The sequence below is a fragment of the Acinetobacter sp. 70_2 genome (assembly GCF_056736115.1).
This window is the reverse complement of sequence record NZ_JBWZIP010000015.1, coordinates 1,035,299-1,058,388: the sequence shown is the minus strand read 5'-3', so window position 1 is coordinate 1,058,388 and position 23,090 is coordinate 1,035,299. Positions and strand designations below refer to the sequence as shown.

Below are 23,090 nucleotides of genomic sequence, written 5' to 3'. Positions count from 1 at the left end.
TCTACTCAAATTGGAATTTTCAAAGTGAATTCAATCTTAAATACAGCTATAGCTGTAGCAATATAATATTATGATTTATATAGTTATTATTTTTAATCGTACATACACTAGCATGTAAAATTAAAAGTTAATTAGTGCCAATCGTCTATTTAATCTATTAGTTAAATTACTTACTATTGTTTTATTTATTATTCATTGATAGATTTTATAATTACTAAGAAAAATAGATTTAAACTTATAAAATCTAAAACCAAGGAGAAGTAAAATATGAAAATATTTAAATTAATCATAACTATAATTGTACCCATCCTAATATCTAGCTCTATTCATGGAGATACAACTATTGCAAATATTGATACTCAATCAAAAAATGACAAAAATATAGATAAAACGATCCCAAATAATAGATCTAAAAAATTAGATCCAGGGTTACAAAAAGAGTTTACAGTTGTAAATAGTGCTGGAAAAGAAGTTACATTAATCTCGAGTTCAGGCCCTAGCTCAGAATTAAGAGAAAAGACAATCGTTAGAATAAAAGATAATTGTAATGACATTTATTTGTTTGGAGTGAGCTGGGATCCTTCTGGTAACTTTGCTTTTGGCTATCCAAATGACAAAGCTATTATAGTTAAGCGAGAGCCTTGCAATTAATTAGAACAGACTATTTTGCCTGAACTCACTGCAAGTAAACACTAATTGACATTTGTTTTGATTATATGAGCTGTGCATCCTGATAACAGAATGCATAGTAAAACCAGAACCTTCAGAGTAAAACTGCTCTACAACTTAAATCTTAATTGCACCAGCCCCCTCAAAAACATCTCCAACACCCTTTCATCAACTTCATCCGAGCTTAAACGCTGAATGATTGCACCATCAATCATATATAAAAAGAGTTTGGCATCGGTAAACGAAGCATCGGAGTTAAGTGCTCTAAGCTGGCTATATATTTCGTTGGTGAGCCATGTTCTATATCTCACGGCGGTTATGTACGCGTTTGGGTAGTTATTTTTCGTTTCAAAAATGGCTTTAAATAACAAGTAATATAGCCCATCTATGTCTGCATGTAATTCATAGAGCTTTTTGAGTTTATCGGCTGCACTGGTGTATTCATCGTATTCGACCATAGAAACTACTTTTTCTTGTAGTCGTTCTTTTTGTACGACTAGGCAAATATCAATAAACCGTTCTTTAGAGTGAAAATAGCGATAAAACGTCATTTTGGTTATTTCGGACTCACTCGTAAGTCTGTCGATACCGACCAAATGAAACCCGTGGTAATGGAACAGCTCAATTGCTTTATTTACGACGTTAAAAGCACGTGTTGGGAGAGTTAAATTTTGCATATTTTTACCGTTATAAAAAATTATTGTTGTATATAAATGAGATATAAATGCCTTCCACTTTTCTAAAGGTGAAAAAAAGGCGTAGCAAAGCCGTAAAGACTGTGCCGAGCACATCTCAAGTTTTAGTTGTTGATGAAGTTTTAAGTGATAACGAGCTAAAGCCTGAAAAAGCCTTACGGCGATCAAGCTGCGTTAAATGTTTTAAGCTGTATTGTTATAGCTTTTGGCAAAGGTTGCCAAGAAATTATGGATGTGCAAAGCCAACTCCTTATATATGGAGTTCTGCCAGAGCATAAGATTTATGGTGGCAGAACGGAAGAGGGTTAGCAGACTGGTACGACAACCAGCACACCCGAGGGTGTCCCTCTCCCGTCCTACCGCTACGGGAGGGAACTGGGAGTGCGCGCACAAAACTATTCCTCAGAAGGAATAAATTCTGATGCGGTCGTATACGGTCTGCTAAAACCGACTGGCAATGTGGCCAGCCCGCAAATGGTAATCTCCAATATTTGAGGTGTCAATGTGAAATTGGCTAGAAATTATTTAAATAGTTATTATTTTTCATTTAATTAGATAATTAAGGATATTCTTAAGTAATATTTATAATCTACTTTTATATCATTAAGTTAAAGTTTAAAATTTCAAAAACTTAAGGGCTGGTTTGGCTCACATCAACAAAGAATAAATTAATAAAAGTCAGTGACTACTCTTATTAAGAAGTGTTTTTAAGAGTCGCTATTCAGTATAAAATTATGACCTAAGCGACCATCTTACAAATTAGGCCGTGTCATATACTTAAAGTGATAAGAGCAAAAAATGACTCAAAATCAAGTTGAACTCGCAGAGACATTGTCTAAAGAATCTCATCAAGGTCAAAAGTATGGCCCTCATGATTACTTTGAGTACCATATTAAAGGTGTGGTCAATTCATTAATTAAGCATCAATTTTCAGAAATCTACATTATTACCGCCCTTCTCCACGATAGTGTTGAAGACACGCCTCTTACGCTAGACAAAATCGAAAGTTTATTTGGAAAAGAAGTCCGCGATGCCGTCGATGCATTAACTAAACGAGAAGATGAAACACGAGAAGAATATTTATTCCGTTGTGGTTTAAATCCAATTGCTCGAGTGGTGAAACTTCATGATGCAGCCTTTAATGCTCATAACTCACATAAGGACAATAATCACTCACGTGTCGATTATTACCTTCAAACCATGTTAGCTGTTTCAACGGCGCAAGATAAGTTGGGCTAAAGAGCCAAAATTACTAGATTTATTAAATCCCAAACGAGTTATCTTGATTTTGTAACGTAATCAAAATCACTATTAAAAAGTCTCTTGCTCTAGCGAACATTCATCATTTTGCGCATATATTTGCTCAAATCTATTTAACACTCTTAAGAATTGAGCAAATTTTTGCGCATTCATGACCTACGGTGAAGCTATATAAGGGTTAAATACGCCCAACTTCTAAGTACGGAATCAGGTTTTTATCAAAATTTGGTCTTGGGTCGCCCTCATAACTAATAAAACCATGCATACCCGTTAAACGCTCACCTTTATAGAACTGATTTAACTGATAACGTGGGTCTTTATGGGAAAGCGTAAAACTCACCACACCAACGCCCTGTTGTTTTGACTGGTTATAGGCATCTTCGAGCATTTTATGATGCAAAGCCAAATCTTCGGGATGGCACATAAGTGTATGCAGCACATGGTACTGAATAGAATCACCCAGTTTAGGCAAACGCATGCCTTTGGTAATTGGGGTTAGCAAGTTGTAAACGGGTCTAAGCACACCTATAGCCGAGCTATAATTTAGAATTTTGGTTTGCTTAATACTATGCTGATCCCACAAGCCAAACATACCCACCAGTTTTTCGCCCTTAAAGTAAAGTGAAAAGTCTGAGAGTTTTATGCCTGAAAAATACTGATGACCTTGGGCAAGTTCTTCGAAGTTATAGGCAGGTATAAAGTTATAGTGTTCTGCCATGTCGCGAATAAACTGATTCATGGCTGGTACATGTTCGGCTTCGGCTGTACATGTACGGATCTCTTGAAGATGAATCTGTTTAGAAGTCTGCTTTAGAAAAGCCGTGATTTTTCGTTTTGCGCCTGTACTCGTCAGGCTGAGTGTCTCTATAAGTCCTTCATCATAATAATCGGGCATTCCCGTTTTACCCGTTTGTATAGCGGCGCGCGCAGCATGGTTATCATCAAAAATAATCATTTGGCTAAAGTTCGGTGCATGCATGGTCTGTTTTACATGCTTGGCTAATACCTTCACCAGTGATTTACCCCGATAGCTATGATCTACCCGTAAGTCGCCAGCGTATCGCAAGTTTTGAACGCTCCGATCGACATAACAAGGACGATATCCATTGCTATAACAAGCGAGCTTCTTTTGACTCTCGGTGTCTTCAATTACAACATGCAGTTTATGCCGATAGACAATATCGGACGCCTTAAAATAACTCGGTTCACGCTGAAAGCTAATTTGTATGCCTTTGGTGGTCATCGGTACGGCGATTAACTCTCGTAAAGCCTCGTCATCTGCCAAAGTTGCTTCACGGGTAATCAGGGTATTTTCTACGAGTGGTGGATTTGTTTTATTCATTATTCACCTGTTGTGCGGTCTGTATAGGAACCAAACTGTTTAAACGTCCCATTTGATCGAGTAGCTGATAAACAAATACCACTTCGTCTTGGTCATTTACGGTTTTCTGGGTTTGTGCATCGAGTAGCTTCTGCTCGGTATTCAGCAAATCAAAAGTGGTTTTGGTGCCGACATCAAACTCTTTACGTGTATAGACAAAGGCAATAGACGCTGCCTCTATGGCATTTGCAAGTGCATCTTTATTTTGTCGGATGGTTTGAAGCTGCGCATAGGTGGTACGGGTACGCTTATTTAAGTCCAGTTCAAGGCTTCGTATTTTCTGATGAGCCAAATCGATATCAGCCTGCGCTTTTTTAACATTGGCGCGATTTAAACCATCGTCATAGAGCGGTACATTGAGCTGTAACCCGACCATATAGTTGTTACTTTCAGAACCAATATAACTCGCTTCATCCTGTTTTCCAGCACGGCTGGTCAGCATAACTGTTGGCCAGAGTTCCCGTTTAGTTAAAGCATATTGTTTCTCTGCGGCTTGCATTTCATATTTAGCGCGCATTAAAGCCGGATGGTTCTTGGTTTGCGCTAAAATCTCATCTAGCCCATTCGGTATAGCAGGCAATTGTTTAATTGCAACAAGCTTGTCAGGTGTTGTACCAGTTACTTGATAAAACTGCGCTTCACTTACGGTCAAATTAGACTGCGCCTGTGTAATATCGGCTTGACCTTGTGCAACTTGTGCCAAAACTTGAGCCAAGTCTGCACGAGTAATCATACCGACATCAAAACGGCGCTTTGACTCATATAAAGACCGTTGCAAGTTTGCCATAGTCTTCTGTCTAAGTTCTAAAATGGCTTTCTTTTTTAATACGTCGGTATACACCATAACGGTATTTAAAATGGTTTCCGACCGTTGATCTGACAAACCTTGGTGTTGGGCAGAAAGCTGACTCTCGGCAATATCTACACCCAAACGATGCCGCCCAGAGGTATAAATCGGATAATCTGCCTGTAACTGCAAACTTCGTCCTTTACGGTTTCCTTCGGTTGGAAACATGACTTTTGGCGGCGTATCTATTCTTTCATAGTCGAGTTGACCGACTAAATTGACTTTGAGTCCATCACGCTGTTTAGCCTGTTCAAGCATAGCGGTGGACTGGTTTACGCTTAAACGGCTGACTTCAAGCTGACTTTCATGTCTTAAGCTAGCAGACAAAGCCTCGTCTAAAGTCATGGCCTGTGTATTCGACACAACCAACACGCCTAAATACAAGGCGTGTCGAAGTGTTAAAAATCGAGTATTAAATGACTTCATCCCTTTCATAGTTGTTCCAAACTATTGAGGGTGACTTTTTTAAGTGGCTCAGGTTTGATATTGCCTTCGATAATCCCATCAAACATGACCAGTTGCTTATACGCATTCCAGCCATTATTGGCTTGGCGAATTTGAGGCTGGTCGAGCTGCCCCAAGTTTCGTGCAAGTTCATAATGGAAGTTTTGACGTAAAATACTGTCGATATATTCATTGCTAATGCTGTGATGAATGTCGCCTTCAAAAAGCACGCAATAAAATGGTTTAACTTGTTGTTGGGTATCAATCGCAAGCAAAGAAATCGCTTTCGATTCCGTTTCATTTAACTGAGACAACAACTGTTGAGCGGTTTCAGGTGCAAGTTTCTCACCAACCAGATCTACACCAAAACGGCGACCTTGGAACTCAAAACACGGGATTTGCTCTAAAAAACCAGTGACTCGTAAACAGTCATCTAGACAGTAACGAAGCAATCCGTTACCAGAAGTAATGAGTGGGCTCACCACATCACCTTGTTTAAGCTGCCATGAAGGAACGATTTGGCCTTGTTTCTCACCCTCTAAGTATTCAAACTCATAGAAATGACTTTGGTAGGCCAATGGGTATTGGTTGTTATAGGGAATGGTCACTACACCTTCCGTTGCCCATAACCCTTTGCCTTCAAACTGAACACTGGGTAATTTCTCTTTTAATTTTTCTGCCCAAGCTTTTGAACCTGCGGTATCCCAACTCGACACTAAACTTAACTTTGGCCAAAGTTTTTTAAAGTCGATCTGTGCGCCGTTTGAACTTGCAATTAATGCTTGAGCACTTTCAGGGCTATGCGGTGCGGTCACTTCTTTTAGTGAAGCCTGACGATTACCCCATTTACCGCTGTTAAGCACCTCTATCACGTCTTGTTGTAGTAACTCCAAACGCTCAAGCAATTGCAGCGCAAAAGTTGGACTCCATACCGAAATCATGGCTAAATTACGGTTTGCGACCAAATAACAAATGGTGGCAAACAGTGCATCGTCCGCATTGGCTGCAAAGGCAACGTTACTTGGAACGGCTTGGGTAAACTTAGACAGTATGCGTTTACCTACGCCAAGTAGCGCACTGTCATCATTTAAGTTTTTATCTTTTAAAACTTCACGCTGACTTTCAGGCAACCATGACACTGACCAGTAATGTGTACCCGAACTCAACTGTGGGCATTTACGGTATAAGCTTGCCATCCACGGCGCAATCGCATGGTCAAGCTCATCTAAAAACAGCTTGGTATATGGAATAAACTTGATTTGTTCACTCGAACCACTTGTCGGCTGAAAACGAACCAACTTACTACTAGAGAGTGAAAGCTTTTGTTCACGGTAACGCTGAATGTCTTCTCGCCATGCGCTATAGCGAGTCGCAGGAAAGGCTTTTACAAACTGCTCATAGTTTTGAACCTTTTTATCTTTGGCAAAGGTAGAAGTCTGTAATATCGAATGCAAAATTTGACGTTGTGTGGTCTCTAAGGCATTAAACTGCTTTTGGAAGTTACGGTCAGATGCATCACACCATTTTTTTAAAATAAGATGCGAGCCGAGAGTCAGCCATTCATTAGATTTCATTGGATAGCCTCTCTACGTTTTGTTTTATGGGTTACACAGGCCTCAAACTTTCCTTTACTGGTCGGCTTCGTCATGAGCTTGACTGGGAAACGGGCAATATCTTTCCAGCCCAGACGACCTATACACGGCAGTTCTGTTCCGGCTTTCCAAGTTGGATTTTTTTGTTCAAAGAAATGAATGTTTGGATTCTTTTCTCTCATTTCGGCGGTAATAGGTGCAACTTCACCTTTTAGTGGCTGATAGTCATCACCAAAGTTGAGTAAACCAGCTTCACGGTCGTAATATTCACCAAAGAATTTCTCACAGTAGTGCTCAACCACTTCCGAAAGGTGTTGGTTTTCATCTTTAATGTTTGGGTAATAGACATAGTAGTTATTGGCAAGTAATAGATAGGTCTTATAGCCCTTAGAAATGAGTAACCAATAGAGTTCGTTAAAAGGATATTTGATTCGAAGCTTAATCATAAGTTTGAGCATGGTACTTTGTAAGCTACGCGTGCCCCAGAACTTCTTCAAAATAACCGTATCACCGCTAAACAACACGGTGTAGTCTTTACCGTTTAAGTAGAAGTGCTGCACCACCACAGTCGAGAAACCGACAATCTCATCTGTCTCAGAGTCAAAAATTAAGATCGCACCGCTTTTATTTTTAAAATCGTCTACAAAAATAGAAAATCTGGTATTTTCATAATACTGTTCGTAAATGGAATACATCACTTTTAGTCGATCAGTATCAATTTGCTCTCTTTCAAAATATTGCCCATAAGTTGTGTTTTTCAGGTTCAATTTTGAAATCAGTTTATATGTTGTATTAATCATAATACTTTAATCTCCCACATCCAGATCTGTGAGTTCCGCTCGCTCGTACGGCGATGTTAGAAACTCGTATAAATGTTCTTTTTCTAAGAAGGGATACGTTTTGATATGCCCTATTGTTTTCATTCTTTAAAAGCTGTCTTTTACTGCTAAAAATTTACATATTCATTTTCTTCCCCCTGTCCATAAAGATGGTTAAAAAGGCGGTCACAAACATGATGATTGCGAGCATGCGTAATAAATCATTGAAGCTAGATGTCAGTGCCTGAAAATGAATGTCGCGATAAATCACACTCAGCGCGATTTGCTGAGCATTTGCACCGACTTCTTGATATTGCGCCGTGAGCTGATCGAGTCGTTCTGTAAAAATCCAGTTTTGCGGTGTCATCGCCTGATTAATTTGGGTGACATGCATAGCGGTCAGCCAGTCTAAGGATGAGTTAATAAGCGCCAGTCCAACCGCACCGCCGATATTGCGCATGAGGTTATAAATACCACTGGCATCGGCCACTTTACTGAGTGGCAAAGTGCTCATCGCCAAATGCGACACCACAATTAGGCAGATCATAAGACCAATACCACGGTATATTTGCGGCCAGAACATAAAGTCGTAATCGCTGTGAATGCTGAGGTGCGAATTGAGCCAAACACCAAAGCCCGCCAGAACCATTCCGACAAATACGGTTTTGCGGGTATCAAAGTTAGGAATGAGCCAAGCAAGGAACGGCGCAAAGCAAAACATGACAATGCCTGTCACCATCATGACATGACCAATTTGGCTACTGTTCATTTCACGGACTTGCCCAAGGAACACGGGAATCATGTAACCCAAGCCATACAGCGCCATACCGATCACAAACGTTGTGATGGCACTTAAGGTAAAGTTTTTGTTTTTAAATACCGATAAATCGAGCAAAGGCTTAGGCTGGGTAAAACTTCGAGAGAAGAAAATCATGCCGCCTATCAGGCAGACCATAAAAGCAATACGAACGCCTGTGTCTGCAAGCCAGTCATGGCGCGCGCCTTCATCGAGGAAATATTCAAGCCCACCCAAAAACATCGCCATACCGACCAGACTAAACCAGTCCATGCTTTTGATGAGTGAATAGTTCGCTCGGTCGATATTTGGGCCTGAGTAAATGACCGTGGCAATGATAATGCCCGGAATAATATTGATCAGGAACATCCAGTGCCATGAGAAGTTATTGGTAAGCCAACCGCCAATGGTTGGGCCAATCGCTGGCCCTAAAGTACTGATCATGCCAAACATGACCAAAGGCAATGACCGTTTTGGTTCGGGGAACAGTAAGTACAACGCCGTCATTGAAGTCGGAATCATCCCGCCGCCCATAAAGCCTTGAATGCCACGGAACACCAGTAAACTTTCCAAGTTCCACGACAAAGCACAAAGTAAAGAACTCACCGTAAAACCAATTGCACAAATGGTGTAATACACCCGTGTTGAAAGCACCCGCGAGACAATACTCGACATGGGAATTGCAATAATTTCAGCAATTAAATAAACCGTTTGTACCCAAGTGACTTCATAACGACTTGCGCTCATACCGGCTTGAACTTCGTTTAGAGAACTCGCCACAATCTGAATATCAAGAATCGCCATGAAGTTGCCAAAAATCATGGCAGCAAAAATTGCCCATGCAGTTTTTGCAGGAAACCTCCACTCGGCTTCAACATGCTTATTCATTTTCTTATTACCTAAATTTTTTTATTAAGTTCTTAGGTCAACGGTGGCACTCACCGACATTCCAGGTTTAATCAAATCAATATGCGGGCTTGAATCTATGGCAATACGTACAGGAATACGCTGTACAACTTTGTTAAAGTTGCCTGTTGCATTGTCTGGTGGCATTAGTGAGAAAGTTGCACCTGAAGCTGGTGAAAAACTCTCAATTGTTCCGGTATAGGTGAGGCTCGGATAGGCATCAAGTTTTAACTTTACCTTCTGACCAACATGCATTTTTTCAATTTGGGTTTCTTTGAAGTTCGCTTGTACATACAAACTATTTTCAGGAATGATTGCCATTAAGCGGGTTTGTGGAGAAACACGTGAGCCTTTTTGAATTGCAAGACTACCGATTTTACCGCTTACAGGACTCACCACTTTTGAGGAAGTCAGATCGACCTGATAGAGATTCAAATTTGCATTGGCACTTTGAATATCTGCTAAAAGCTGTGCTCGACTGGCTTGTAAGCTCCCCAATTGAGCTTCTGCTGCATTTACGGCGGCTTGTGCTTTACTGAGCTGTGCTTGAGCGGTTAAATATTGAGACTGAATACCCTCAAAGTTTTGTCGGGTAATCACGCCATCTTTTAATAAGTCTTGATAACGCTCAAACTCTTTTCTTAAGCGAGTTAAATCGGCTTGTGCTGCCACTACACCACTATTTGCTTCTGTAATTGATGACTTAGCAGACTTTTCATTTTGTTGTTGTACACCTAGTGCGGCTTCTTTTAAGCTGACCACAGAACGGGCTTGATCATAACGAGCTTGATAATCGCGGTGATCTAATACCGCTAAAGTTTCCCCTTTTTTTACCACCTGATTATCATTAATTAATAACTCCATCACTTCACCTGAAATCTTTGGCATAACCCAAGTTACATCGGCTTGCACATAAGCATTATCAGTAGATTGATAAAATCGGTATACAAAAAAATAATATACGATACCAGCAACTAAAAATAACAACAGGACACTAAAAACACCCCATGTTATTTTCTTTCGACTTTGGAAATTAGTATCAGTTTCTAGCTGAGCTACGTTATCCATATTCATTCCGCTTATTTGTAATATTCGATTTTTTATTTAAGCCAATAAAATTATTGGTTTCTTATTTACGTAACTTTTCACTTGGTTTTATTCAATGAATCGTGACAGCGTAAAATTTGGTGCAAATTATGGTTCTGAAGTGAATTAAATATCATTGACCTCTTTGCCATATATTTTTTCTATTTATGTCAATAAATCATGTTATATAAACTATATTTAAAATATATTTAATTCTAATTACGATAGATTTCTCTTAATAAATCGATTTAAAAATCAAACATAAATATTTGTTAATTAACAAATTACTAAAATTATTTATATTTTATTAAAACCTCCAAATCGGTTAATTTATTGCAAAAATGTTAACAATAAGTTTTATTGTGTAATATTTAAGTATTATTAATTAAAATAACATGCAATTTAAAAATGAGTTAACAATCAAAATTCTCATACTTATACACATAGAATATATATAATTTATAAATATTATATTTTTAAAAACAACAATAAGAAATCTAACAAAATCATTAAAGATGATAAACGGTAATTTTTAATAATTAAGTCACTCTACCGAGTAAAGTGACTTATATTTTTCCAGATAAAATAAAAGCAGAAAACAATCTCAAAGCCATTATTTAAAAGCAAAAACAAACCTTTAAAAATAGTATTTTAAGTGATTTTTTATTGATTTAAACGTTTGAAAATTTCTTCTAGAGTTATTCCGATCGCAAGCAGCTCACTATCTTGATGAGCTAGACCATCTATTTCAAATCCAACTGGCAGTTTTGATTTCGCGCCCTTTCCAATAGGTAAGCTCAGTCCCGGTATTCCAATATTACTGCCGGGGTCTGTATTTCGAAAAAAATTAAAAAAGCCACATTTGATAATAGATGAACAATTATTACCACTGCCGAAGCCGTCTTTCGTCTCGAAGAAAGTTCCCTAACAATTACTGTCATAAGTAGCCCCACAAGCCGATGTTAAAATCATCCCCTTAAAAGATGGTAAAGCGAAATCGTTGAATACACTTGATTTGGATTATATACAAGAACTCTCAAGCCTTCGTGATAATATCCTCCAGTCTCTGGAAATTTTGAGCGATTATTCTTTCTGGAATTTGTTGAAGTTTTTTAACAAATAAGCTATTGTTTACAAAGGTAATAATTATATTGATCTTGTAGATAATGGTGAAAATTCTTGGCTGGTTGATTGTTGAAGATCATTGTTTGCATAAGGATAATGCCTGATGGGGGATCATTTAAATGTATAATATAATTTAAGACGCTCTGATGACGTGAAGCAAAAGATTGGTTAGGTTTACTGTAGTGGCGTAATAAAATTATGAATATTAAATCATTAAAAAATTCTATAGATAATAAGTACATCCTAATTCTGACATCAAATCAGAGGGAAACAGATACCATTAATGAGTTATTTGAGAATAAATGTGAAATACAAATCAACTCTAGTATTTCTGGAAAGATAGGATTGATAGGAGGTAAAATTATTTTACATCTTAACGGTAGTTTAGGTTTTACCAGAGAAGGTTCAATTGGTAGAAATGCAAATTTAATATTGACTAATGAAGACTTCCCTCAACCAATATTAACAATTTTAGCAGGTGTATGTTGGGGAAATCCTAACTTGACCCAAATAGGCGATATATTAATAAGTAATAAGATAGTAAATTGTAACCTACAAGATGGAACAGGTATTCCATATAGCCAAGAAACAATTATGAGCAATATTACAATTACTAATATTGCTCATGAAAATATATACCATAATGTTACACTTATTAGTCAAGAAACAAAGCTTGAAAATCCAGAAATTAGAGATAGGCTAACCACAGCATATAACCCTATTCATGGTGGAGAAATGGAAGGGTTATTTCTTACTAATTTTAAAAATTGGCTTATTATCAAAGTTGTCTCTGATTTTGCTGATCGAATAAATAGACAAACACAAGAATTTATTATAAAAAAAATTCAACCTGTCATCACATCAATAATTCAGTCTACAAACATAGATGAATCATATTGTGAAGAATTCTCCAATGTAAAAAACTATTTAAAAGGGAATAGTATAGATATAGATATAAGTAAACTTGTAGCTAATCGCATTCAAATTGGACTGACTCGTCTACATGGAGAATTTATTAACAATAATCTTAAAAGATATCACTGTAAAGATAATAGAATAAATGAATTAAGTAATATATTAAGATCTTTTATTCTGGAAATTTGTTCAAATGCCATTTTACATGGCAAAGCAGGAAATATTAGAATAGAATTTTTTGGCAGAAAAATTAAAATAATTGATAATGGTGAAAATTTTAATCTTACCGAATTAAACAGTGAAAATCGTGGAGGAACTAGTGATTTCAGAAAACTTCTGGAATATCCTGATTTAATTTCGTATAGCCATAAAAGAACAAGAGTTATAAATATTCATATATTTGATCTATCTAAAAAAATAGATGATATAAAAGAAACTATTGCATATTGTAAAATTAGCAGTGAAATTTTTAATCAAAGGTATAGTCAAATTGAATATGATGAAACATGTGCAGCAATTTATATTGATGTTTCAGATTTCTACATGACGTCTTTAAGGTATCCATTTATATTAAATCTCATAGAAATTATGAAAAATCATAATAAAATTTTCTTTTTAAAAACACTAGATGACATGCATTGCAATGATATTACCAACAATATTGATAGTGTATTAAAAAATGAAAAATCGTTATTAGATAATATTAATAGCAGATTATTTTATATTTAAATAATCTGCTATTAAAGCACTCGATGGTGTTTTTAAGTATATTTAATGTTATATAATTTATCTGAATCTAAACAGCATTTCTTATATTTTAAATTCGAACCACAATGACACTTATCATTTCTTCCTATTTCAATTTTAATTTGAGAGTCATAATTTTTTGTTATATCATTATAAGTTGTAAACTCATTAAAAATATGCTGCTCTCTTCTTAATTTTTCAGCATTCTTTTTATCCTTATATGATAATATTTTTGGATAATCAAATAAATAAACCCCCTCACTTCTACCTTCGGAAACTAATGGTTGAGTGGCAAGTACTATAACCTTAGTATATTTGGGCTTTAAATATTTAGCTACTAAACTGTATCCATGAGAATAAGCATTTCTTTTAACTACATATTCCTCGAAGCTTTCATTTTCATCTATTGGCAATAATAAGAAAACATATAGTAGATCCTTATAATGAATCGGTTCAATAATTCTTGCACTTCGTATATTTTTTGCTACATTCATAAATTTATCTTTGAAAGCATCACTAAGCAATGCTCTGAAACTTATATTCTCAGATGCTAATGTTCTAACTGCTATTTCATGAGTTGCTAAATCAAGTTCGGCCCCCTCTCCGACCTTAGCTGTTACAATAGCATCTGAAAACCTAGCTATTAACTCACCCCAATATTTACTTTTCTCAAGTAATATTTTTCTCAATGTATAATTATAGGAATTTTGATAGGCTTCCCATGCATCTTCTCCTATAAAAATAGCATTATCTGATAGTATATTCTGCTTAAAATCATCAAAATTAAGTTCATTTCGTGCCAATAAGGAAGGATTCTGAGATAGGTAGAAAGCTAGAAAATTTTCCTCTCCCATTGAACCACTTAAATTATATTTTCTTATAAGAATTTCTTTAAAAGTTAAATAGTGTATAAAGTCTGAAATAGTTCCTGTATATTTTATAATAAGATCTATAGAGTATTCATCAAATACGTGTACAAAAGTTTTTTCACGATTGAAATCATTTAATGTGAAAGGCTTTTCCATAACTCCTTTTTCATCTAAACCATATATATGTATAAATGTTCCAGAGTTTACCCGCCCAAACTGGTTAAAATATTTTTTTGCGGGTTCTATAGTATTTTTGGTTAAAGCTACTAAATGAATCTCTAAATTTTTTCTCGTTAAATCAAATGGAAATCTATTTTGACATTTTTTATCTAAAAAAACTCTATCTGGATAGGTTCTTATCCAACCTTCTGCTCCATGTAGTTGATTTATTGATTTTTTAACAGAATCTTTGTACCATCTTTTCCATGAAATATTTAAATCTTTATTTTCATTAAATCTATTATCTTTATCCGAAAAAATTATAATTTTGTTTCCAAAAGCTACAATTGCATCACATATTTCAACTCCTTCATTTTTGATTGATAAATTCCTATCATTACAAGGTCCGACATATGACCATAAAGATAAAAATGTATCATTTAATAGTTTAGACATTTGCCTTTCACTATCATTAACCCCTTCATTTTTAAAAATAGGTTTTAACATTATTACCTCTTTTATTTATATATAAAAAAATTTATAATTTTATTAAAATTTCTATTCCTATATTTTAGGAATGAACTTAGCATGTGCCACTTTTAAATACTTCTGAGAGCTTTCTTGAGTTACTTCATACTGAAGATGCTGATTAATAAACTGTAATTTAGCTCTTGCATTTGCAATCACTTCCGCCCAACTTTTTACTAAAACAGTAATATTTAATTCACCATCTTGAAACACAACACTTTTGGGCATATTTCGCTGATTAGCTTTTCTTGTAGCATAGGCATCTAATTCATTAGAAATTGCTAAAAATGTCCATCTAGCTTTAACATTTAAAAATCTTTCATCCTCTGCAACAGCAATAGCATATTTTTCAATTTGATTTAAAACATCAGCATCAATCTTCTTAGTTGGTCGTTTTAACTCAACTACCAAATAGTCGAATTCTCCGTCACGAGGTTGATCTACTTTATTCAACATAAGATCAATACGCCCAGTGCGGCCATCGGGTAATATTACTGGATCACTCACATCGATTTCATCTGATCTATCACCTAATTTAGAAATATGCTTCTCTAATACTTTTTCAAGTCTTTCTTCTGAGAGTGATAAAGCAAATTGTTCATCAAAAATCCAAGCTTCATTTTCTAGAATTTTGTGTAGTTGGTCCCTTTCAGTGAATACTTTTTTAGTATGCTTATTAAATAAAAGATTTTCTAATTCATCAAGAAAATTTAATCTGTTCGCCACAATTGTTGCAGAAGAAATAATTGAAGATAATGTAGTATTATCTAAAAGCTCAGCTAATTTATCTTGATCCTCTTTCTTTAAATCCAAAACCTCAGTAATAATTTTTTGAACAGATTCAGGATTTTCAGTAATAGCTTGAGCGATTAATTTAAACATAAATTTCTTAGAAGTCTTTTCAGTTTTTTCAAAATTAGGTAAGAATGTCTGAACATTCGCAGCAAGAATATCAAACACTTCTTGTTCTGCTTTTTCTACAGAAGTGAAACTATTTTTATCTTGATAAGGATAAATATTTTGGTCTTTCCACTCTTGAACAATTCCACTATATTTTTCTGCAATCCTCTTTCTGAAATGTTCTTGGATTGTAGAAACAGCGATATCAAGAATCTTGCCTACTGTGGGTTCAAGTTCTTTTAATGATAAACCCCCTGTATTTTCTAATTCCTGAAAATATTCACTTTTCAAATATGCAGTAAAGTTAAAACCTTTCGCTTTAATCCTATTTTTAGGCTCATATTCTTCTAATGAAATTCCCTTTGCTGAACATAAATTGATTACTCGCTCAGTTTCAATATTCCATTCAATAATAGTCAATTTAACAGGATGGGCTGTTATTTCAGCACACTCCTCAGTTAAATCATAATCCTTGGAATAATTTTGTACACTTTTTGGATCAATTTTAGAGCCATTGAAATTTAGCTCTAGATGTGGGAATTCTGTAAGGAAAACTGCAAAACTTTTTGTAAGTTCATTTCGTGTTTTTTCTTTTAATAATTCATTTGCTTTTTTATGCAGATTCGAAATAGTAACTTTGGTACCCTTTTTACCATTTTTATTTTTTTCCACTGCACTTGTTTTAAATTCTTCAATTTTATTATGATTACCAATTATTGAATAAGTGCCATAAGCCGTTTGATCTTCAAAAGTGGTTTTCCATTCAAGATCTGCACCTAGGCAAAAAGCTTTAAAACGCCCTTTACCATTCTGTCCATGTAATGGGTGATGGTATGTATTTTTTTTTATTTTCTTCCAAGAATCACCAATTCCTCCAAAAAATAATTCAACATCTTTATAAGGTATACCACTTCCTTGATCTTCAACTACAATTGAGTCAAGACCTTCCATAGAATTATAGTTGAGCGTTACAGTAACAATCTGAGAGGATGCATCAAAGCCATTCCAAATTAACTCACTTAAAGCCTTTGTTGCTGATGCTTCTGTTAAAGTTTTTATATGCCCAGGCATAGCAACAATTTTTATAGGTTTAAGATTTTGTATTTTTGTAGTCATGTCATTCACAGTAATAACTTAATAAGCAATAACATACATAATGTAACCTATGATTTAGTGGTGTGGAACACTTAAATCTGATTATTTTTAATCTTTATTAACTAAAAATTATGGTTATTTCAAGATTTTATCAATAAATGACTTTTTTATGAAAAGATTTGAGATGACTTCTTGGGCATTGGCAACAGGTACTAAACAATATCTTGAATAAGTTGAGTAGAAATCCATTTAGGTAGGATGAGTTATTAGTTATAAAAGATTAAACTAAACAATATTTTCTCTATAGGTACAACTTGTGAATTCATTCGAATTAAAAGTACTAATTCCTTTAATGGCACCATTTATAACAGTATTTCTAGGTATTTTGACAATACCATTTATTGAAGATATTAAAAACTACAATGAGAGAAAGCGTTTATTAAAAGTTCTAGAAGAGGAATTAAAAGATGAAGTAAAGATCATACTTAATGAATTTTATACATTATACCCATGCTATATTGAAATCTTAAGTGTAAAAAATGGCGTAAAAGCAAATAAATATAATACTGTTACCCCAATAAACCTTGTTTTATTTTCAATTGATCCTTTGTTAAATAATCATTTTCACACTTTAGAGCCAAATTTAAGAGTATCTATAAAAAATATAAAATCACTATTTGAACATCTTAATATTGTTACAGGGCAACTTCATGAGCTTTATCATGATGCTTTACAAAAGGATGGAGAAGATAGTCTAAAGTTAGGTAAGTTACTTGACTTGTTAAATTCATATTTATGTAATCTTCTATCACTGAGATATCATATGTATTATTTAATTAATCTATTAACTCAAAAACCCTCAGATTTAAAAATTTACTACGAAGTATCATTTGAAGATTCAATTCTTCATCAACTAAAAGAGTTAGATAAAATGGATTATTACTCATACCTAATAAATTAGTACTTTACAACAAGTCCTCCTCAAAGAGCTTTCAAACTAACACCAACACTTATAATGGATTGTAAAGCAATTAGCTCATTTTGATGGTATTAAAATAAGAGCTACGTATAAACATGCAAAATATCAGGAAAGTAGAAAAAAATGCTACAAGACTGGGCTAATGTTGAATAGCTGACTTTTTCAAATACTAAAACCCACTCATTGAGTGGGCTTTTTATTGCTAACCGTTTTGCCTGAGGTGGTCTTGGAACTCTTGGTCATGTATTTTGTCGTAATTAACAGGGTCATAAACACATCCAGTTAAAACAACAATTACAGTAAGTACAGCAACCAACTTTTTCATTGAGACAGCCTTTCTTTTAACGCAAAAGATTTGCTTTAAGTATACTCCTCGGTGATCACTTTGATTGGACATAATTAAGCCAAACAATTGTTATTTTTAAATTATCGCCGTGCTTTAGCATATCATTTGATTTTTTAACAAGTTCAAATCAAGGGTTAATACAAAACTTAAGCCTCAGTCGCTAAATACCAATTTTTCCAAGAACTGGTTCCTCTCGTTTCAAGAGGCACTGTTGGAATCAATTTATCTTTTAATATTTCAGTTTGTTCAACCGCTTTTGCAAGTCTCGCTTTGACTGAATGAATACATTCACGGTCACCAAATTCACAGCGGTCTAAAGTTGTTCCACCACAAGGACCATTGGCTAAGCCTTTTGGACATGTTTCAGGGCAAATATATAAAGTATCGCTTAGGCGACACTGACCACAGCTTTCACAACCCACTAAGCTATGTTTACTCAGTACTTCTGTTTTAAGTAATACTTTAGCGACCAAAGTATTTTCCCAAAAAGACGCTTTAAAAATAAACCGTCCAATACCTTTAGCAATTTTTGAACCAAACATTGCTTCATGCATAACATGCAGTTGGCGATATTTAATGATTTGTTTAGACGTTGGCTGACGCGAAAACCGAGCAATTTCAGGCGAAAACTCTTTGCCTGATGTGACTTGCCAAAGTGAATTCCAAAGCTCTTCTAAAGCTTTAAGCTCCAGATGTCTGTATTGCTCGACGTAGCTTTCAAGCAGCATTTGCTCTTCGGGCTTATGGCAGGCAGATAAGTGAATTCCTGCAAATCCTAAGTGTTTACATATCAAAATTTGCAAAGCGCAGCGTAAATAAACTCGGTCGGTATGCCCTGCCTGTTTTTCGTCTGCCAAAACTTTTAGCATATGGGGGGTAATTACAATACCTGCAACTTTATGCTTCACCATAAAATTGGCACGACCTAAAGTCAGTGGCATGACGCAAGCCAGTATTTGCTGTGAATAATTGTTCTTGGTTAAAAATGCTTTGGCTTGTTTTAAAGCTTCAATGTCATAGCCCAATTGGGTAATGATAAAGTCAGCACCTGCTTTAATTTTCTTATGTAGTTTTAAATACTGTGCATCACGCTCAGCTTCAACATATTTAAATGGGTTAAAAGCAACCCCAATACGAAACCCGCCATGTTGCTTGGCAGCCATTACGGCGTTTACCGACTCTAAGTAACGACTACGAGGCTGCCCATCTCGACCATTATGGTGTTCTTTGAGTTTATCACCTGTAAGCAATAACAAGTTTTGAATATTGGCTGTTTGAGCTTGTTCTAAAAATTGCTCAAAGTCTTGTATGTCTCGCGCCTTACCTGAAAAGTGTAAGACTTTATCGATTGAATCTGGGTAACTTTTGCTGGCTTCAAGCGGCGCAATATCATGGTCTGAATGTACACGATCTGCCAATGTCATTGCAGCTGGATATCCTGCAAACTCATGTTTCACAGGATAAATCTCATGTAGAGAAGTGAGATATTCCACCAACACAAAAAACTGGTTTTGCTGGAAGCAGGGAGAAACGTGTGACATAGGCAAAGTGCTGATCAAAACATGACATCAATCATAAGCGCGGCATTATAAATCAAAGTGAATCAAGATGCGCTAGTCAGAAAGCTCATTGTTTTGCTTATCTTCATCCTCTTTATTTCTAGGTAATTCGAGTGAGCGAGGAAATATAAAATCGAAAGAATCGAGTGCATAGCGATAAAGCTGAGCTGGTCGTTTGCCTACAATTTTACTGTGGTTGGTTTCTTCAACTGCACCAGCCTCTATCATACGGCGTCTAAACGCTTTTTTATCTAAGGATTGCCCAAGAATAATTTCATAAATAGTCTGTAGCTCAGTCAACGTAAACAACTCAGGCATAAGACTAGCTGGCAACGCGGTATAGCGAGTTTTATTGGTTAAACGCTCTAAAGCTAAGTTAAGCAATTCATTATGATCAAAAGCCAATGCTAAATCTTGCGCTTTTGTCACTGGCACCCATTCGCTGTACTCAGCTAAGGCTTGATGTTGATAAGCATTAAAATCAATTAAAGCAAAATACAAAATGGTTACGGCCCAGCCACGCGGGTCACGTTTAGCATTACCGACAGAGGCAACTTGTTCCAAATAAGGTGAAGCAATCCCTGTTTTTTCAACCAGCTTACGATAAGCCGTGGCCATTAAGTCTTGATCATGCCTTAAATCGGCAAAACCACCCGGTAAAGCCCATTGGTCTTTGGCTGGAAAGTTGGGTCGCTTAATGAGTAATACCTGCAACTGACCATTAAATACCGAGAAAATAGCCATATCGACCGTGAGTAAAGGTGCGTCATAATCTCGGCGATCATAACTGGCAAGGAATTCTTGTTCAGTTTGAATAGTCACGTTCAGCCTCTCAATAAAAATGATGAGCCGATACACATGCAACGGCTCATCTAAACTCAGTTATGCGATGTATAAACGCTCACGTATTTGATCCAAAGTACACTCATATTGAAGTTTACCATTTTCAAAGACTGTTTTAAGTGCTCCGCCTTGTTCTTGTTCGGCTGTTTGCTCATCAAACAAGATAAAACCATTTTCACCTTCTTCGATGCGTAAAAGACCTTTCGCAGATTTTTTCACACCTGAGTCAGTAATTGGGTCTTTAAACAGCTCGCGTCCTACACCATTTACTTGCCCCCAAGTCGCTTTCACAGCAAATCCAAAGGTATCGCGAGTTAAGTAGTTATAGGTAAAGCTGCCTATACCAAACACCAAGTTGTTTGAAGCAAAGCCTTTGGCTTCTAGCCCTTCTAAAATTCGTTGTGCACGGTCTAAAGTAATTGAGTCACCATAAATTAAACCAACACGTTCATTAAGCACTTTATAGCCTTGGTCTGTGGTTGTACCACCAAACACTTCCCATAAACATTCAACCGCACCTTTGTAGGCTGGGCTACCGACTTCAGCATCTGGGTCACCACAAATAATTTTGACGGGGTCACCAGAGTCAGGACGGAAAACCAATTTAGCCAAGCCTAAAGCATTGGGTTGTCTTGCCAGAATTTCAGGTTTTAAAGCCACCGTAAACTCTGTAATCACTCTCCAAAAATCCCATGTATCAGACACAATACTGACAACACCAGACGGATAAAGCTCACAGATTAAACGCTTAAATGTTTCTAGCTCACTGTCTTCTGTACCCATACACATCACACTGTGTTCGGTCGCTGGTACAGATACCCCAATCACACCTGTGGCATTGTAATATTCTTCTGCGTAGTCAATTGAAGTAACCGAGTCTGTTCCAATAAAACTAGTTAAGTGCCCCACACCTGATTGTGCCGCATCATAAATTCCGCTCATACCACGGCTACTAAAATCGTGTCCTTGCACAGGCACAAAATCAAGTGGTGCACCAGTTTTTACGGCATATTGCGTTAATAAGCGTTTGTACTCATAGGCAATTGTGGCCGTAGTACAGCTTTTCCAAAGCTCAGCACTTAATACAGTTTCAATATAGTTAGTTAACCAAAAGAAACGTGGGTCAGTGTTAATCACGGTGAGCACAGGTACACGCATATTGACGCGGCTGCCTTCTGGCAAGGCTTTAATGCGTAATGGTAAATATCCCAAGTCGTGTAACGCTTCAATGTGATCAACTGGTACAGCACCTTCACCTAATGAACTATCCATACGGCGTTTATATGCAGCCACCACTTTATCTTTAGGCTGTTTGAAAAAGCCTTCATTCCATGTATCTATTAAAAAGTGTTTGATAAAACCCTGAAGACCAAAGAACACAACTTTATCGTCAAAGTCAGGTAGCATTTTTGCGAGTCGAGATGAACGCGGCGTAAAGTTGGCGTATACATACTCTGTGCCTGCTGGATATTGACGTCTGTGATCAGCTTTATAAAAATCGATAGCGTTTAATGGATTCAATTTAATAGTCATCTTTTTTCTCTTTATTTTGCTGCAAAAGCAATTACTGAAATTTTGTCTGTTGCTTGTTGTGGAAAGCTGTCTGAGGTAAATAGTTGGTCAAGCAATCCATCAAAAACCTCTATTCCTTTACTAAAAATACCGTGGGTCACGTATAGAACGACCTTATGGCAATTTAAGCGACGGAGTTCTTTGGCAATACCAATAAAAGTCGCACCGCCATCACAAATGTCATCGGTAATAACAGCTGTTAGACCTGATAAATCAGTCACATGTACATGCGTACCTAAAATTTTGCCAGTTACTGGGTCACGTTTTTTATCACAATGAACAATAGTGATGGGTTGTTTACGCTCACTATTAAAAGCATCTGCAACCATTTGTGTACGTGCTTTTGCGCCTTTGTCTGGGCAAACCAGAACTGTTTTTTCATCTTTTAATAATGTGCTTAGCACTTCACTCTTTGCGATGATGTCAACTGAACTGACATTCACAACTTCGCTAAAAGAAGTATTTGCAGCGAGTAATGCTGTGGTTACTTCACTATGGCAGTCCCACACAGTGATTTTGCCTTGTTTACCGGCTTTTTTGTCTGCGTTGATGTTAAGTAGCTTCGTCATCACATCGAGCGAGAACGCTTGGCCTACTGCACAAATACGGTCCTGACGTGCATATGGAAAATACGGGATTTCTAAATCAACTGTTAACCCCTGATTCAGCAATATATTTTCAAGTAACAAATAGTCCATCACATCGTGACTTGAGGTCATTTGCGCACGCACCAATACCTTGCCAGATAGTGAACCTAAGGTTGTCTCATCAATCTGAACATGACGCTCTCCACCAGAAAACTGCGTGAATTTCACTGGAATTTCATTTCTTGCCGCATCTAAAAGCTGGATAGCCATATCATCCTCTTTTTGTCTGATGACCTTCGATGAATATATAGTGGCATAAAGCCACCATATATTTCAAGTCTATTTTTCAAACTTTTTTCAAAGCCCCCTGGA

Annotated in this window: 18 protein-coding genes and 1 pseudogene; 4 read left to right on the top strand and 15 right to left on the bottom strand. The window is 36.3% G+C overall.

The window, feature by feature from the left end:
* Positions 1 to 267 precede the first annotated feature (267 nt).
* Positions 268 to 651, top strand: coding sequence for a hypothetical protein (locus tag AC1PJ9_RS14015; RefSeq protein WP_311087585.1), 384 nt, complete (start codon positions 268 to 270; stop codon positions 649 to 651).
* A 128-nt stretch (positions 652 to 779) separates the two neighbouring features.
* Here the strand turns inward: AC1PJ9_RS14015 and AC1PJ9_RS14010 are convergent, their stop codons facing one another.
* A complete protein-coding gene (locus tag AC1PJ9_RS14010) occupies positions 780 to 1,346 on the bottom strand; it encodes a TetR/AcrR family transcriptional regulator (RefSeq protein WP_311087584.1) in 567 nt (188 codons plus the stop codon).
* Positions 1,347 to 2,162: 816 nt separating this feature from the next.
* On the opposite strand from AC1PJ9_RS14010, the gene AC1PJ9_RS14005 reads away from it, so the two are divergent.
* Positions 2,163 to 2,603: an HD domain-containing protein gene (locus tag AC1PJ9_RS14005; protein WP_311087583.1), complete on the top strand. Its 441-nt coding sequence runs from the start codon at positions 2,163 to 2,165 to the stop codon at positions 2,601 to 2,603.
* A 199-nt stretch (positions 2,604 to 2,802) separates the two neighbouring features.
* On the opposite strand, the gene AC1PJ9_RS14000 is transcribed toward AC1PJ9_RS14005, so the two are convergent.
* The 7 genes and pseudogenes from AC1PJ9_RS14000 to AC1PJ9_RS13970 form a co-directional block, all read right to left on the bottom strand.
* Positions 2,803 to 3,966 carry a hypothetical protein gene (locus tag AC1PJ9_RS14000; RefSeq protein ID WP_311087582.1) on the bottom strand — a complete coding sequence of 388 codons (1,164 nt, stop codon included), beginning with the start codon at positions 3,964 to 3,966 and terminating at the stop codon, positions 2,803 to 2,805.
* Positions 3,959 to 5,287: a TolC family protein gene (locus AC1PJ9_RS13995; protein WP_311087581.1), complete on the bottom strand. Its 1,329-nt coding sequence runs from the start codon at positions 5,285 to 5,287 to the stop codon at positions 3,959 to 3,961. Before AC1PJ9_RS13995 ends, AC1PJ9_RS14000 begins: the two co-directional genes overlap by 8 nt.
* Positions 5,284 to 6,870 (bottom strand): GH3 family acyl-acid amido synthetase, encoded by a 1,587-nt coding sequence (locus AC1PJ9_RS13990; protein ID WP_311087580.1) that lies wholly within the window; start codon positions 6,868 to 6,870, stop codon positions 5,284 to 5,286. Before AC1PJ9_RS13990 ends, AC1PJ9_RS13995 begins: the two co-directional genes overlap by 4 nt.
* A complete protein-coding gene (locus AC1PJ9_RS13985; protein ID WP_171057761.1) occupies positions 6,867 to 7,655 on the bottom strand; it encodes a hypothetical protein in 789 nt (262 codons plus the stop codon). The genes AC1PJ9_RS13990 and AC1PJ9_RS13985 overlap by 4 nt, the downstream gene beginning before the upstream one ends.
* Positions 7,656 to 7,842: 187 nt before the next feature.
* Positions 7,843 to 9,390, bottom strand: a complete 1,548-nt coding sequence (locus tag AC1PJ9_RS13980) for a DHA2 family efflux MFS transporter permease subunit (RefSeq protein ID WP_004701515.1) — start codon at positions 9,388 to 9,390, stop codon at positions 7,843 to 7,845.
* A 24-nt stretch (positions 9,391 to 9,414) separates the two neighbouring features.
* Positions 9,415 to 10,476 (bottom strand): HlyD family secretion protein, encoded by a 1,062-nt coding sequence (locus AC1PJ9_RS13975; RefSeq protein ID WP_311087579.1) that lies wholly within the window; start codon positions 10,474 to 10,476, stop codon positions 9,415 to 9,417.
* Between the two features lie 681 nt (positions 10,477 to 11,157).
* A pseudogene (locus AC1PJ9_RS13970) lies at positions 11,158 to 11,349 on the bottom strand (indoleacetamide hydrolase); the annotation flags it as partial.
* 468 nt (positions 11,350 to 11,817) lie between these two features.
* Between AC1PJ9_RS13970 and AC1PJ9_RS13965 the strand changes: the two are divergent.
* A complete protein-coding gene (locus AC1PJ9_RS13965; protein ID WP_311087578.1) occupies positions 11,818 to 13,263 on the top strand; it encodes a hypothetical protein in 1,446 nt (481 codons plus the stop codon).
* A gap of 32 nt (positions 13,264 to 13,295) precedes the next feature.
* Here AC1PJ9_RS13965 and AC1PJ9_RS13960 read toward each other — a convergent pair whose 3' ends face one another.
* Together AC1PJ9_RS13960 and AC1PJ9_RS13955 are read right to left on the bottom strand one after the other, a co-directional pair.
* The gene (locus tag AC1PJ9_RS13960; RefSeq protein ID WP_311087577.1) at positions 13,296 to 14,816 is read right to left on the bottom strand and encodes an SEC-C domain-containing protein; all 1,521 of its coding nucleotides are present in this window, start codon (positions 14,814 to 14,816) and stop codon (positions 13,296 to 13,298) included.
* A gap of 57 nt (positions 14,817 to 14,873) precedes the next feature.
* The gene (locus tag AC1PJ9_RS13955; RefSeq protein ID WP_311087576.1) at positions 14,874 to 16,853 is read right to left on the bottom strand and encodes an ATP-binding protein; all 1,980 of its coding nucleotides are present in this window, start codon (positions 16,851 to 16,853) and stop codon (positions 14,874 to 14,876) included.
* A gap of 295 nt (positions 16,854 to 17,148) precedes the next feature.
* Between AC1PJ9_RS13955 and AC1PJ9_RS13950 the strand changes: the two genes are divergently transcribed.
* On the top strand, positions 17,149 to 17,793 hold the full coding sequence (locus AC1PJ9_RS13950) for a hypothetical protein (protein ID WP_311087575.1): 645 nt from the start codon (positions 17,149 to 17,151) through the stop codon (positions 17,791 to 17,793).
* Positions 17,794 to 18,013: 220 nt separating this feature from the next.
* Here AC1PJ9_RS13950 and AC1PJ9_RS13945 read toward each other — a convergent pair whose 3' ends face one another.
* From AC1PJ9_RS13945 to AC1PJ9_RS13925, 5 genes are all read right to left on the bottom strand, one after another.
* Positions 18,014 to 18,136 carry a hypothetical protein gene (locus AC1PJ9_RS13945; protein WP_000737386.1) on the bottom strand — a complete coding sequence of 41 codons (123 nt, stop codon included), beginning with the start codon at positions 18,134 to 18,136 and terminating at the stop codon, positions 18,014 to 18,016.
* Between the two features lie 167 nt (positions 18,137 to 18,303).
* On the bottom strand, positions 18,304 to 19,698 hold the full coding sequence (locus AC1PJ9_RS13940; protein ID WP_311087574.1) for a methylenetetrahydrofolate reductase C-terminal domain-containing protein: 1,395 nt from the start codon (positions 19,696 to 19,698) through the stop codon (positions 18,304 to 18,306).
* A 72-nt stretch (positions 19,699 to 19,770) separates the two neighbouring features.
* A complete protein-coding gene (gene ntrR, locus AC1PJ9_RS13935) occupies positions 19,771 to 20,538 on the bottom strand; it encodes an ADPR responsive transcriptional repressor NtrR (RefSeq protein ID WP_311087573.1) in 768 nt (255 codons plus the stop codon).
* A gap of 60 nt (positions 20,539 to 20,598) precedes the next feature.
* Positions 20,599 to 22,092, bottom strand: coding sequence for a nicotinate phosphoribosyltransferase (locus AC1PJ9_RS13930; protein WP_311087572.1), 1,494 nt, complete (start codon positions 22,090 to 22,092; stop codon positions 20,599 to 20,601).
* Positions 22,093 to 22,103: 11 nt separating this feature from the next.
* Positions 22,104 to 22,988: a phosphoribosyltransferase family protein gene (locus AC1PJ9_RS13925; protein ID WP_311087571.1), complete on the bottom strand. Its 885-nt coding sequence runs from the start codon at positions 22,986 to 22,988 to the stop codon at positions 22,104 to 22,106.
* Between the last annotated feature and the right edge of the window lie 102 nt (positions 22,989 to 23,090).